Annotated in this window: 12 protein-coding genes; 8 read left to right on the top strand and 4 right to left on the bottom strand. The window is 49.8% G+C overall.

Features of this window, described 5'->3' with window-relative positions:
- The first annotated feature begins 79 nt into the window (after nt 1–79).
- On the top strand, nt 80–838 hold the full coding sequence (locus tag IEX60_RS17590; protein WP_188752721.1) for a hypothetical protein: 759 nt from the start codon (nt 80–82) through the stop codon (nt 836–838).
- A 24-nt stretch (nt 839–862) separates the two neighbouring features.
- Here the strand turns inward: IEX60_RS17590 and IEX60_RS17585 are convergent, their stop codons facing one another.
- Entirely contained in the window at nt 863–1,645 is a 783-nt protein-coding gene (locus IEX60_RS17585; protein ID WP_188752720.1) for a hypothetical protein, read from the bottom strand.
- 29 nt (nt 1,646–1,674) lie between these two features.
- Nucleotides 1,675–2,478 carry a hypothetical protein gene (locus IEX60_RS17580; RefSeq protein WP_188752719.1) on the bottom strand — a complete coding sequence of 268 codons (804 nt, stop codon included), beginning with the start codon at nt 2,476–2,478 and terminating at the stop codon, nt 1,675–1,677.
- Between the two features lie 17 nt (nt 2,479–2,495).
- Here IEX60_RS17580 and IEX60_RS17575 point away from each other — a divergent pair, with 17 nt between their 5' ends.
- Together IEX60_RS17575 and IEX60_RS17570 are read left to right on the top strand one after the other, a co-directional pair.
- Nucleotides 2,496–2,645 (top strand): hypothetical protein, encoded by a 150-nt coding sequence (locus IEX60_RS17575; RefSeq protein WP_188752718.1) that lies wholly within the window; start codon nt 2,496–2,498, stop codon nt 2,643–2,645.
- A 40-nt stretch (nt 2,646–2,685) separates the two neighbouring features.
- Entirely contained in the window at nt 2,686–4,611 is a 1,926-nt protein-coding gene (locus IEX60_RS17570; RefSeq protein ID WP_188752717.1) for a sensor histidine kinase, read from the top strand.
- Here IEX60_RS17570 and IEX60_RS17565 read toward each other — a convergent pair.
- Nucleotides 4,606–5,283 (bottom strand): response regulator, encoded by a 678-nt coding sequence (locus IEX60_RS17565; RefSeq protein ID WP_188752716.1) that lies wholly within the window; start codon nt 5,281–5,283, stop codon nt 4,606–4,608. The genes IEX60_RS17570 and IEX60_RS17565 overlap by 6 nt on opposite strands.
- Nucleotides 5,284–5,481: 198 nt before the next feature.
- Between IEX60_RS17565 and IEX60_RS17560 the strand changes: the two genes are divergently transcribed.
- Together IEX60_RS17560 and IEX60_RS17555 are read left to right on the top strand one after the other, a co-directional pair.
- The gene (locus IEX60_RS17560) at nt 5,482–6,366 is read left to right on the top strand and encodes a polysaccharide deacetylase family protein (RefSeq protein WP_188752715.1); all 885 of its coding nucleotides are present in this window, start codon (nt 5,482–5,484) and stop codon (nt 6,364–6,366) included.
- 11 nt (nt 6,367–6,377) lie between these two features.
- Nucleotides 6,378–7,526 carry a glycoside hydrolase family 5 protein gene (locus IEX60_RS17555; protein ID WP_188752714.1) on the top strand — a complete coding sequence of 383 codons (1,149 nt, stop codon included), beginning with the start codon at nt 6,378–6,380 and terminating at the stop codon, nt 7,524–7,526.
- Between the two features lie 20 nt (nt 7,527–7,546).
- On the opposite strand, the gene IEX60_RS17550 is transcribed toward IEX60_RS17555, so the two are convergent.
- On the bottom strand, nt 7,547–10,066 hold the full coding sequence (locus IEX60_RS17550) for an alpha-L-rhamnosidase C-terminal domain-containing protein (RefSeq protein ID WP_188752713.1): 2,520 nt from the start codon (nt 10,064–10,066) through the stop codon (nt 7,547–7,549).
- 196 nt (nt 10,067–10,262) lie between these two features.
- Between IEX60_RS17550 and IEX60_RS17545 the strand changes: the two genes are divergently transcribed.
- From IEX60_RS17545 to IEX60_RS17535, 3 genes are all read left to right on the top strand, one after another.
- Nucleotides 10,263–10,727 carry a hypothetical protein gene (locus IEX60_RS17545; protein ID WP_188752712.1) on the top strand — a complete coding sequence of 155 codons (465 nt, stop codon included), beginning with the start codon at nt 10,263–10,265 and terminating at the stop codon, nt 10,725–10,727.
- A 185-nt stretch (nt 10,728–10,912) separates the two neighbouring features.
- Nucleotides 10,913–11,668, top strand: a complete 756-nt coding sequence (locus IEX60_RS17540; protein WP_188752711.1) for a MerR family transcriptional regulator — start codon at nt 10,913–10,915, stop codon at nt 11,666–11,668.
- A gap of 67 nt (nt 11,669–11,735) precedes the next feature.
- On the top strand, nt 11,736–12,800 hold the full coding sequence (locus tag IEX60_RS17535) for an NADH:flavin oxidoreductase/NADH oxidase (protein ID WP_188752710.1): 1,065 nt from the start codon (nt 11,736–11,738) through the stop codon (nt 12,798–12,800).
- Nucleotides 12,801–12,824: the final 24 nt, after the last annotated feature.

Genomic DNA, 12,824 nt, shown 5'->3' with positions numbered 1-12,824 from the left:
GAAAAGTATGGGAAATTAAGTTTTGTAATTAATTTAAAATATGCGGAGAGGTTTGTTGACGTTAATATGTACAACCGCAATGGTTTGGAGTACCCTTGCGCAGGGGCAGGCAGACCGTGCGAAATTTGAAATCATCCGGGAAACCATAAATTTTTTGGCAACAGATAAGGCGGTTTCGCCGGATACTACTTTTAGGATATCCTGTGAGACGTTGGATTACGACTGTTTCAAACAACAGTTATCCAGCAATCCTGTAAATGGCATTGAGCGGTGGTACAATGCTTGGCGGTCTATGAAAGCAACGGATGAAGCGGGGCTTGCTGCCTTGCGTAAACAGGTATTTGCGGATATATTCGAAAGGCCAGGGAAGGGATACCGAAAGCAACTTGCAGGTTATAAGGCATACGTCGCGCGTACCGAAGACCTGATACACCTATCGGTGGATGAAGCACCGATGGAGCAAATAGCCATAGATTCTGCCGAGGAGCCGCCGCAGCATCCCGCCCAATCAGCTATTATTTATCCAGAACAAACAAATGAAGAGAATAAAAACCCAGAAAAAGAAGACACCATGATTGCTTACCTCGCTATTACCCTTGCCATCATTGCGCTGGTCGTTGTCGCACTGCCGCTATTCAAGAAAAAAGAGCAGGAACCTGCTGCTGATTTCTACGGGTTACAAGAGCGCCTGGATGAATTAGCCTTGCGGATGAAACGCCTGGAACAGAAAATGGCTGATAGCCCCATCAGGGATGAGGCCATCACCAGTTTGACCGAAATCATGGAATCTGTGGAGAAGCGGGTCGTTGAACTGGAGAATAATTCCAACGCGGGTTAAGCTACGACCGGTTAAACGCAATGTTTATCTACTACGCACGAAGTCCATTAAGTCGTCTATGGAGAAATAAAGTCCTAAGGTAAATTGGCTTTCGTTGTAATGCCAATCAACCTGGCCTAAGGGAACTACGCCTACCAACTGCGCCTGCAGTTTGACAAATTTATAGCCACCGCGGAGCGTCAATGTCGGCTCGAAAAAATAATGCCGGGTATCGGTAATCCCTTCGAGACCTTGCCGACGGATGTATTCCTCATCACGGCCGTTGCTGTCGAAATTCCGGTACTTGATTCCTGAAAAACGCGCATGGACGCCCGCATCGAAGTACGGAGTGGAAAGATTGAAACCCGGCTGAATGAAGGTGCGCGAAAAATCCATGTTGACATCGCTGTTCAACGCGCCACCGCCATAGCCTACATACGTATCGGCAATGAGTTCCAATCCGCGTCCATTGTTAAAAACGGGATAATACCCTCCGGCCCCGATTTCTAACAGGCGTGCGTGTGCGTTGACATCTCCCTTCTCCGGTTCGGGAGAGGTGGTGCGGTAGTTGAAATTAGACCACCCTCCGATAATGCCTACGTAGTTTACCGGAGAATACGCCGCTTGCAGGTTAAACGCCCTGGATTCCGACCAATCATCCACGGAAGCTGTGACGTTGGCGTCGTGTTGTTTGCTCAGCATGGGTGCATTGACTGGATTGGCTTGGTAATAGTACCGGCTGCACGACGAAAGTACGGTAAGCCATAAGCCGAGTATGCCATAAACCCCCGCCTTGAGGGGTAATCTGGCCGTTGTTAGTTTCTTCATGGTTGTGTTCGTTGCGTTTTACGATTTGTTTAATGGATGGTGATTTCGCAGGCACCGCTGCGATACGTGCCAGCCTTAAGCTGATTCAGCGCTTCTCCTTCATACGTATAGGTTTCATACAATTGGGCAGCTGCAATCTGTGAACCGGGAGAACCGCCTATGCAGAAAAAAATCAGCACGCAGAAACGGGTACGGCTGTCATCTTTCACCTCACGCGGTTCGATCAGCTCTACTTCGAGCTTGGGTGTTTGGCTGAAAAAGTTGACCTCGATATTAGCGGCTGTTGCGGTTTTGCGTCCGTCGGCAGTGCAGATTTCCTGAACGGTCGCTTTGGAATAGCCGGGACCGATCTTTCCGCCATTAGGCAGGTGTTGAGTGATGCCGATGGCCACCCGGCCACATAGATTCTGCTCCGGGGTAATGTGAAACGAAAGGCGCTTGGTGACGTAAGTATATACGTCTACCTCCCGATGGTAACGTCCTTTGCCGATCCGGTAATTTACCGTGAGTTTATGTACGCCGATTTCGGTCAGTGTGGTTTCCAGATTGTTTCCTTCACCGATTTTTTCACCGTTTACCATCCATTCAACATGGCTTACGGTTTCAAACGGATTATCCACACGCAACGTGATGGGCCGGTTGGAAGCCACTGTTAACGATTCGTCTGTTTCCAAAACCGTATTTTTGCCTGTGCCATCCGGCTTGGGCATATCCAGTTCAATGCGGGAATGGATATCATCGGATTGGCGATCGTCCGGACTAAAAAAATCGTCTTTACAAGACAGTAAAGAAATACATCCTCCGAGGGTCAGGCTTATTAATAACGTTTTCATATTGTCCTCCTTATTTGATGATGACTGATGCAAAACAACGACATGCATCCGGCTCGCCCAACACCCGAATCGGGTATTTGGTGGAAATCACCGGATGGGGTGAGCAGTCACCTAAACCGGTGACTGCCCGATCCCCTGAATCGGGTATTTTTCTCCCATTGATCTGATGTATTTGTATTTTCCGAGTGTATTCTTGTAACTTAGGGTATGATTCGGCTGCTTTTGTACTTCGCTCTACTACCCGTTGCCTACGCGCAGGCGGCCCCGTTGCCCGACAGTGTTATCCACCTACCTCTTGGACAGCGTGCTGAAGTGTTTCACGATCGGACGGGCAGGATTCAGCTAAGCGATATCCTGGACGGGCATGTGGCGGGCTTTGAGCGCCACGATCAAGCGGGATTCAACTTTGGACTCAAACAGGGCGCTTTCTGGCTAAAAATTCCTTTCCAGCATACAGACAGTACCGATAGATCGCTGCTGGTCGAACTCATTAATCCGAATATCCACGAGGTTTCTTTTTATAGCGTGACGGATGGAAGGGTCACTGACACCCTGCAATCGGGCACTGCTTACTCTTTTTCCCATCGCCGCATCCCGCATCAGAACCTGCTGTACCCGTTAGCCATGCCTCCGAATGGTGAAGTCACGTGTTACATCCGGGTAGCGTCTCCCATGTATTCCCTGCATTTCAATCTGCTGCTATGGGATGCGCAGGCCCGGATGGATTATTCCCTGTACGAATCGCGGTATATCAACTATTTCTTTTTCCTGAATACGACGTTCCTTGTTTTCCTCGGTATTGTACTCTGGATTACCCGGCAACGGCGGCAATGGTCTTTTTTTGGATACGTATTGATTGGTATCCTTTACATCTACAGTGATATCGGGCTGGGATTTAAAAACGTATGGCCGGATAACCCGGGCATCCAACGCATAGCAGGCTTCTTATTGACCAACGCCTACCTGATCGCCGGCCTTTCCTTCTTCCGCGAATATTTCTCGACGTGGCGATTGATACCGCGCATTGACCGGATATTCCGGTGGTTTATGATTGCAGCGGTGTTTTTTGTTGCTGTGGCCTTGAGCTACCGCTGGCTGCCCCCACGTTTTACCGCCTGGGCAATCGGGGCCAATGCCCTGCTCTTCACCCTTGCGGGGACCACCGTTGTTTATGTATTGCTTATCTTGCTGTTCCGCCTCCGGCGGAAAACAGAAACCAGTTGGTTCCTGATCGGATTCAGCTTGCACGCCGTAAGTATCGTAATCGCCTGCCTCCGGCAGATGGGCCTGTATAATAACGGCTTGGCTTTTGGATTTGCCGAATACTATCCGCTATTTATCTGGACAACCCATACCCTCAACATGATGTTTTGGGCGATGCTTTGGGAAGTGTTGGTGGTTTTCTCGCTGATGCTTTACCGCTTTAAGGCACTTTATGAAGATAACAACCGTATGTTGGTCGAATTGGCGGATGAACGCGAGCGCAGTACCCGCGTGCTGCTCACCGGTATCGAGCGGGAACGGCAGCGGATTGCACAGGAACTACATGACGGCAGCGGTGTTCAACTGGCAGCTATCCGCATGAAGCTGACGTTATTGGGCGAGCAGCTCCATCATCCCGAGTCGCCGGAAAAGCTGGCAATGATTATGACGGACCTGGACCATACCCAACAGGAAATCCGTACCGTATCCCATAATCTGATGCCCATTACCCTCAGTAAGCTTGGGTTGATTCCGGCCATTGAAGAGCTGGTGAACAAATTAAAAACAGCCTATCCATCGATACACATTAAGTTCTTCAAAAAACTGGAGGAACAGTTGTTTTCGGAAACGGCACGCGTGAATATATACCGGATTGTGCAGGAGCTGTTGGGCAATGCGATTAAGCATGCTTCGGCCACGTCGATCACGCTTCAATTGATCAGCCATGAGAAAACCCTGGTGATATCCATTGAAGACGACGGAAAGGGCTTTGACCCGAATGGGACGATGGATGAACACGGCATCGGGTTGCAGAACATCCGGTCGCGCGCAGCGGTGATGGGCGGGCAGCTCACGATCGACTCGGACAAGGGACACGGCACCTTTATTACTGTTTCACTGCCATTAGATTGGATTACCAATCTTTCATAGTAACCCGTTCTTATTGGCAAATGACACCAGTTCTGCGATGTTTCTGACCGCACACTTGGCCATGATGTTTTTGCGGTGTGTGTCAACCGTGTTCGTGCTGATAAACAATGTTTCGGCTATCATGCCGCTCGTTTTTCCTTCGGCAATCAATTTCAGTACTTCGATTTCGCGCTGGGAAAGGTTGAATGATTCGGCTGCTGAACCGTTGTGGTCCTTGGAGGTTCCTGCACCTTCCAGGAACACATCGATCACCCGGTTCTGTACCTGTTGATCTAGGTAACGCCTGCCTTCGTACACGCGCTCAATGGCGGTTATCAGTTCGTCTTTCGCCACATTTTTGAGCACATAGCCCATGGCTCCCCGGGCGAGTGCCTCACGGATGAGTTCCGTGTCGTCGTATCCGGTGAGCATCAATATTTTCTGTCCGGGATCGTTTGCCAGTATATTCTTCACACATTCGATTCCATCCATCCCGGGCATGTTCAGGTCCATTAATATCACATCAGGAACCAGGTCTTCGATCGTTTGAAGCAATTCGTGCGTGTTTGAGCACCCGCCTGCTACCTCAATGGTGTTACTGCTCGCTAAAAGGGACGTAAGGCCGTCGATAATGATCTGCTGATCATCGACAATCAGTAATTTTATTTTGTCTGTAGCTTTTGTGCCAGCCATAGCCGATGCGTTGCGGAAAAGCCGATCTATAATTGTGTAACTATTTATTAAAACGCGGATTCAGCAAACTAATTATCCGGCAAGAGAAATATTATCATCCCCCTTGCATCGTAGAAGTTGATAGGACCGGTACCTCCATCCCGTATGGTTTCATCTTAAATTGCATATAATAGGCTATTTATGTATGTTTGTTAGGTTGTGAAAAGTATACCCCGATTTTTCAGGAAAAGCACGCACCGCCTGCTGCTGGCGGCCGGTGCGTTGGTATGGAGCATTTTACCCTTAACTGCCCAAGAGGATATCCGATTATTGGTGCGTGGAGATGACATGGGGGTATCCAGATCGATCAATGCCGCGGCAATAGCAGCCTATGAACGGGGAATTGTACGATCTGTGGAGGTGATGGTTCCCGGTGCCTGGTTTGAAGAGGCGGCGGCATTGCTCAACGAACGGCCGGATTTGGATGTGGGCATCCACCTAACATTAACCAGTGAATGGAAACATGTAAAATGGAGGCCACTCACACACTGTCCGAGCATCACCGATGCGGATGGCTACTTCCTGCCGTTTGTGTGGAAAAATCAGCAGCTTCCGGATGCAGGTAGCATCACCGAACGCAATTGGAATATCGAAGAGATTGAACGCGAGTTGCGGGCACAGATTGAGCTTGCACTGAAAAAAATACCCCATATCAGCCATCTATCGGAGCATATGGGGTGCCTGCGTTTCTCCGAGGAAACAAAGCAACTGGTTGAAAAGCTTGCACGAGAATACCGCCTGTCTGTCCATACAGACGATGTGAAACCGTTTCCTTCATGGAGCGGAAATGAGGTGTCTGCCGAACAGAAAGCAGCCAACCTCAAACGCGGGATCAAGCGGATAACACCGGGCACCTACCTACTTGTGGAACACCCTGCATACGACGACCTGGAGACACAGGGGATGGGGCATGTCGGCTATGAAAATGTAGCAGCGGATCGGTATGGGGTGTTTAAAGCCTTGACAGATAAAGACGTTTCCGGACAGATTGACCGGCGTGGTATCCGATTGATCAATTACCGGGATTTAATATCCGATAAATAAAAAGACGAACCATGCAAAGACGGGAAATGATAAAAAAAGCCGGAGCACTGGCATTGGGTGCCCCGGGTTTATCTTTATTGCATAAAGCTGGGTTGCTGCCGGCAAAGCCGGTGAACAAACTTCCCCGATGGAAAGGATTCAATGTATTGGACTTTTTCAATCCGGACTCAGGGAATAAACGGCAAAGCACACCGGAGGAATACTTCCGTTGGATGGCCGATTGGGGGTTTGATTTTATCCGCGTTCCGATGGCGTATCCGTATTACCTGGATTTCGACCGGACAAGGCCCATCACAAAGGAGGAAGTTTATCACATCGACGTAGAGCGGGTACACGAGGTGGTGGAACTGGTGGAACGGGCTAACCGTCACGGCCTGCATGTGAGCTTAAACCTGCATCGTGCCCCTGGTTTTTGCATTAATGCCGGATTTGAGGAACCCTACAACCTGTGGAAAGATCCCGAAGCGCAGGAAGCTTTTACCTTCCATTGGGCGTATTGGGCGAAGGTATTTCGAAATAAAACCCGGGATCAGATTAGCTTTGACCTGTTAAACGAGCCCTGTTTACGGGAAGATATGAACGACCAGTTCTCACGCCGAAGTGCCGTACCCGCGGCACTGTACCGGTCGCTTATTGTGAAAGGATTTGACGCGATACGGTTGGTCAATCCCAAACATCTGGTCATTGCCGATGGCAACAACATCGGTGCCGAGGTGATCGATAATATTGCAGAACTGGATGTAGCGCAAAGTTGCCGGGGTTATGCACCGGGGTTGGTATCCCACTATAAAGCACCCTGGGTTTTCCAACATCCGGATGACCTGCCCGAAGTGTCTTGGCCCAGTATGGACAATGGGCAGTTGCAGGATAAGTCATGGCTGCGGAAGCATTTCGCACCCTGGATTGCGTTGGTGGAACAGGGGACGGGCGTACACTGCGGTGAATGCGGTGCATGGCGGGAAACCCCGCATCCTGTGGCACTGGCATGGATGGACGATATGTTTTCCATTTTGACGGAACACGGTATCGGGTTCGCACTGTGGGAATTTGATGGAGATTTCGGGATCCTGAATTCCCGGAGAAACGATGTCCAATACGTCGATTGGTACGGTCAAAAACTGGATCAGAAGATGCTTACGCTATTGAAAAAGTTTGTGTAAATACGCTTTTTAATCGTTTGTTACTGGAAGAAAATACCGCTGATTCCTGCATCCTCACCTTCCAAGTGGCTCAATCGTATCCGGACGGGGCCCTTAGCCGCGAACGTGTAGTAACGGGCTTTTCCCGAAGTTTTCACCAACACCGTAGGGTGTATCAGATTTTTGGTCCGTTGGTCAAATAGATCGATCACGAATTTGCCATTTGTGCCCAGCTCGGCAGTGCGGAGCGTCACCTGGTATGCTTTTTCAGGTTGGGCCATGATGTCGATATAATAAGTCTGATAGCAGGCCATGGGATTTTGTGTGGCCAGTATAGCCAGTGAGCGGCCATCCTTCATCTGCCAGTTACCCAAACGCGGAGCACCTGTCCCTTCGCTTTTCCATGCAATTTTTTCGATGTAGCCGGGCAGTGTCCCTACGTTGACGGCAGTATCGGGGTGATCAAACAGCAAGTAACCATCCTGCCCGTAATGGGCCATCCAATCGGTTGTGGTCGTACTATCGACCGAAACCAGTCGGACCGCATTATCGATGCGTTTTTTTAGGTCGGGAGATGGATGTTTGGTTCCGCGGCCCCCATATTCCATGGCAATGCGGTAAGTGCCCGGCGGAAGATCGGGAAGGTATACAAATCCATCGTCTTCCGTCGGGTTTGCATAGGACGGGTCCTGCCCATCTCGATTGGGGTATACATCCTGTTTATTGACGGAAATACGGCGTATCTGCTTGCCCATTTTCGGTATGCCTACAGTAGCCAGGCTACCCGAAGGTGATTGCAGATGTGCAACGCCCTGATTTACGTCGATGTCAAATTGGATGGTACCCAACGGCGTTGGTACGTCGCCGCGTACGGCACCCAACGTATTGGAAAGATGGGGGATAACCTGAAAGCGCTTGAAACCCGGTGACACCGGTTTGATGCCCAGTATTTCTTCGGAAAGCCATCGGGTTGCGCCGCTGCTCCACGGGTGACATAAGCTTGTGTAGCCGTGCTGCCCATTGGGGACTGGGTCATTGGGCTGGATCACATTTGCCCATTCCGGCCTGAAACATTCCCAAAACGTGGTTGCCCCAAGCCGAAGCTGTCCGCCCCAGGTCCGGTTGATTGCCACGAGTGCTTCCTGATGTAAGCCGCTGTTGGCCAATGCCCTGATGATAAAATACTGGTTGAATGGTGAAAAAGAGATGATGTTAGCCGTGTCAAGAAAATGCTTGTTTACCAGTGCTTTCGACTCATCTTCCGTTAAATAACCGCCGTTTACCGCTTCCGCTGCCGCATGCAATCCAATCGCTCCGAACCACGATGGATCTTTCCGGATCTCCTGCAGCTTGGCATCAGCCAATTGTCTGTAGTCGGCACTTAACCCTTTTTCGCCCAACGTGGCCAAAGCCTTGGAAAGGGCTACGCAGGTCTGCACATACAATAAACGGTAAGCATGCCGGTTCTCCGGGTTGTTTGGGGTTTCGAAGCCTGCACCGAGCCGTTCATCCCAGCCATAGAAACCTAGGTTAATCTCGTCGACGGTTACCTGGGCTGCGTGATCGATCTTACGCTTAAGGGTGGCCAAGTGTGAGCGTAAGAATGCCTCGTCACCGGAATAATAGTAATAGTCGAGAAGACTATGAATCCACAGGAGCGAGTAACTTTCGATGGAATTATTATCTACGGATGTCCGCTGCAGGTTGTGTTTTACCATGTCATAATTCCCGAAAGCAACCATGCTGACTCCCTGAGAGATATGTGCATCCCCCGTCCACGAATGCCGGTCGCCCCGGTCCACCAAGATCGCTCCCATGTGGTCTTTCAGCAAGTTCAGTTTGACGGCATAAGCTCCCGTGTACCATATCCGGTTCAGTAACGTATCGGAACTCTCGAAATGCCCGGCGTAGTTAACAGGTTTTGTCTGGCAGACCAAACGGATATTTTTAATATGCCAGGGCTTGTCAAATCTGGTTACGTGTATCCATCCGAACCGCACACCTTCATACAGCTCCGCATTCAGCTCCAACCGGTAGGTATTTCCATGTTTAACCGGTACTCCAGTTTTATGGGGAGATTGCGGTCCCGAATTGACGACCGCAGGCTGATTGTACTCACTGACACTCATCTGTACTTCCCCGCTCAGGTCCGGACTGTCAAACTCGATCCATGCTGCGCTCTCCACGCCAAAATCGAAACGGATAGACCCTTCACCGTTGACTTTTATAAAGCAATCATCGGTCAATGCAGATTCCGCGTTTGCGAAGCTTGGCGCAGTTTCTGTAGAGACTTTCACAGGTTTTAAATGGTATACCTGCAGTTCCTCACTTTCCCGCGTCCAAACATAGGATACCAATGGGTCAGGCGACGCACTGACAGGCTTTCCCGTGAAAGCACCGCCGGATACTACCGGATAAGGGGCGATGCCGGGATGGTCGGGAAGATACGGTTTGGTATGTGTAGAGTCCTGTTTACCGACGGACACCGATGGCATGCCAACGATAAAAAAAGAAACAATGAGACTTGCAGTAGCACGTAAAAGCGGGATTTTGTCTGGCATGTGATTCAATCGGGTTATATAAATGGGCAAAAAATCGAGCAAAACTAACCATAACAACGGAATTAGTTTTGAAGAAAAATGACAATTCTTTGTCTTTTTTGATATAAATAGACCCGTTCTTAACCCGTAGTGGGTTGCTGCCGCACTGAATTTTTCGTTTATTTGCAAGTACACGAAGACGGTATCTGATTATAGCATGTATGTAACCTTGTTGGCTTTGCATTCGCTGATTCGCTGGGTGGTATTGGCGGGTTTGCTTTTTGCAGTGTTCCGTGCCTACCAGGGATGGTTTACTAACCGGAAATTCTCTCGTTTCGATCATTCCATCCGGCATTGGACTGCTACGGTTGTGCATATTCAGTTCCTTTTGGGAATCGCTTTGTATGCGATCAGCCCCCTGGTTGATTACTTTCTGCATAATTTCAGGGAGGCGGTACACCAACGGGATGCCCGTTTTTTCGGTATGGAGCATAGTTTGATGATGTTGTTGGCGGTTGTGGTTATTACGATCGGTTCGGCTAAGGCAAAACGCAGGCCAACGGATATTGAAAAGTACAGAACCATGGCCGTTTGGTTTACGATTGGCTTGCTCATCATATTGACATCGATCCCGTGGATATTTTCGCCGTTTACCAATCGGCCCAATTTCAGATCGTTTTAGCCCGATCTACCGGCTGTTTTGCTACCGGTTTTTGCGGTCCATTTCCTGCCTTTCCGTGTCCTGGGTGCGGGCTGATTCGGCACCCCTTTAGGATCTATTCCAGGTCTGCTTAAAAAAAAATGAAAAAAGTTCTTGACTCTTACCTTACGTCATAGCCTACCTTTGTCGGAACAATGGATAAAAACATGACACAATACACGGTAAAGAAGCTTGCAAAGGCCGCTGGTGTGAGTGTGCGCACGCTCCATCACTACGATCGGATCGGCCTGCTGAAGCCGTCGATCCGTACCGCTGTAGGGTATCGGTTATACGGTGAAGGCGAACTGCTGCGGTTGCAGCAAATCCTTTTCTATAAGGAACTGGATTTTGGACTAAAAGAGATTGCAGCTTTGATCAACCGCCCGGACTTTGACCGGATAAGTGCGTTAATGGATCAAAAGCAGCTGTTGAAAGAACGCAGGAAGCGTATCGACCGACTCATGGAAACATTGGATAAAACGATTTTACACATCAAAGGAAAAATCAAGATGAATTACGAAGAATTGTATGAAGGTCTCCCGAAGGAGCAGGCCAGTGCATGGCGAAAAGAAGCCCTGGAGAAATGGCCGGATCAGGTGAAGCAATCGGAAAACGTGCTTACTGGCATGCGCAAGGAAGAATTTGAAATGCTGAAATCCGGCTTTAAAGAAAATTGGGAAACGTTGGCTTCTCTTTGTGGCCGGGGTGCGGATCCCGCTTCCGAACAGGTTCAGCAGGAAATCGATAGGCACTATCATTATATTCTGCGGTTTTGGGGTAAACCGGGTGATCAGGAGGAAGCGTACAAAGGACTTGGAGAACTCTACGTGGCCGATCCCCGCTACACTGAAATCGGTGGTGCAGCTTTTGGCCGGTTCCTGAAACAGGCAATCGACCATTATGTGACCGGTCGGAAGGTCTAATCCCTTTCTTTCAACTTGCATATAAAAGCTATTTTATCGTAGTTTGCAATACATAATCGCATTGCATATGTCTACGCTTTTCAATCCCTTAACCATCAAAGGCATCACGTTGAAAAACCGGCTCATTGTATCGCCCATGTGCCAATACTCATCGACCGATGGATTCGCGAACGATTGGCACTTGGTGCATTTGGGTAGCCGGGCGGTTGGTGGGGCGTCGATGGTCATTTCCGAAGCTACGGCAGTTTCTCCGGAAGGCCGGATATCACCACGGGATTTGGGTATTTGGAAAGATGAACACATCGAAAAGTTAATGCAAATTACCGCGTTCATCAAAGACCAGCAGTGCGTGCCGGGTATTCAGCTCGCGCATGCGGGTAGAAAAGCCAGTACGGCCGTGCCATGGAAGGGAAGGGGCAAGGTGGCCGAGGAGGAGGGAGGGTGGGCGCCTGTGGCGCCGTCGGCAATGGCGTTCGCCGACAATTACCCAATGCCGGCAGAACTGGATACAGCAGGTATCCACAACGTTGTCACCGACTTTGCGAAGGCTGCGGAGCGGGCATTCCGGGCAGGTTTTCAGGTGGTTGAGATTCATGCAGCACACGGTTACCTGTTGCATCAGTTTCTATCCCCGCTGAGCAATCAGCGGGTAGATAATTATGGTGGAAGTTTTGGCAACCGCATCCGGCTGTTGCTGGAAGTTATTGAGGGGGTAAAGACGGTTTGGCCGGCTGATTTACCGCTGTTGGTCCGCATTTCTGCAACCGATTGGGCTGAGGGGGGATGGAACGGCGACGATTCGGTACGGCTGGCCGAAATCCTGAAAATGGCAGGCGTCGACCTGATTGATGTATCAACAGGAGGATTGGTAAGCCACCAGCAAATTCCCATAGGGCCAGCTTACCAGTTACCTTTTGCTTCGAAGATCAAAAAGGAGACCGGCATATTAACTTCCACTGTGGGTTTAATTACGGATGCTGTACAAGCAGAAACGATATTAGCTAATGGTGATGCCGATGCCGTGATGATGGCCCGGGAGCTGCTGCGCAACCCTTATTTCCCGTTGAAAGCTGCCGCTGGACTGGGTGATAATGTCGCGTGGCCCGTGCAGTATGAGCGTGCCAAACGATAGTTTTCTAACCGCGCGGTAATGCAG

Source organism: Parapedobacter defluvii, from assembly GCF_014642075.1.
In the GTDB taxonomy this organism is placed as follows: domain Bacteria; phylum Bacteroidota; class Bacteroidia; order Sphingobacteriales; family Sphingobacteriaceae; genus Parapedobacter; species Parapedobacter defluvii.
This window is presented reverse-complemented; position numbering and strand designations above follow the sequence as displayed.

Bases quoted from the DNA above. Each gene is read 5' to 3' on its own strand.
- IEX60_RS17535 (WP_188752710.1), top strand. From the start codon at position 11,736: ATGTCTACGCTTTTCAATCCCTTAACCATCAAAGGCATCACGTTGAAA.
- IEX60_RS17540 (WP_188752711.1), top strand. From the start codon at position 10,913: ATGACACAATACACGGTAAAGAAGCTTGCAAAGGCCGCTGGTGTGAGT.
- IEX60_RS17550 (WP_188752713.1), bottom strand. From the start codon at position 10,066: ATGCCAGACAAAATCCCGCTTTTACGTGCTACTGCAAGTCTCATTGTT.
- IEX60_RS17590 (WP_188752721.1), top strand. From the start codon at position 80: ATGGTTTGGAGTACCCTTGCGCAGGGGCAGGCAGACCGTGCGAAATTT.
- IEX60_RS17565 (WP_188752716.1), bottom strand. From the start codon at position 5,283: ATGGCTGGCACAAAAGCTACAGACAAAATAAAATTACTGATTGTCGAT.
- IEX60_RS17545 (WP_188752712.1), top strand. From the start codon at position 10,263: ATGTATGTAACCTTGTTGGCTTTGCATTCGCTGATTCGCTGGGTGGTA.
- IEX60_RS17585 (WP_188752720.1), bottom strand. From the start codon at position 1,645: ATGAAGAAACTAACAACGGCCAGATTACCCCTCAAGGCGGGGGTTTAT.
- IEX60_RS17555 (WP_188752714.1), top strand. From the start codon at position 6,378: ATGCAAAGACGGGAAATGATAAAAAAAGCCGGAGCACTGGCATTGGGT.
- IEX60_RS17570 (WP_188752717.1), top strand. From the start codon at position 2,686: ATGATTCGGCTGCTTTTGTACTTCGCTCTACTACCCGTTGCCTACGCG.
- IEX60_RS17575 (WP_188752718.1), top strand. From the start codon at position 2,496: ATGATGACTGATGCAAAACAACGACATGCATCCGGCTCGCCCAACACC.
- IEX60_RS17580 (WP_188752719.1), bottom strand. From the start codon at position 2,478: ATGAAAACGTTATTAATAAGCCTGACCCTCGGAGGATGTATTTCTTTA.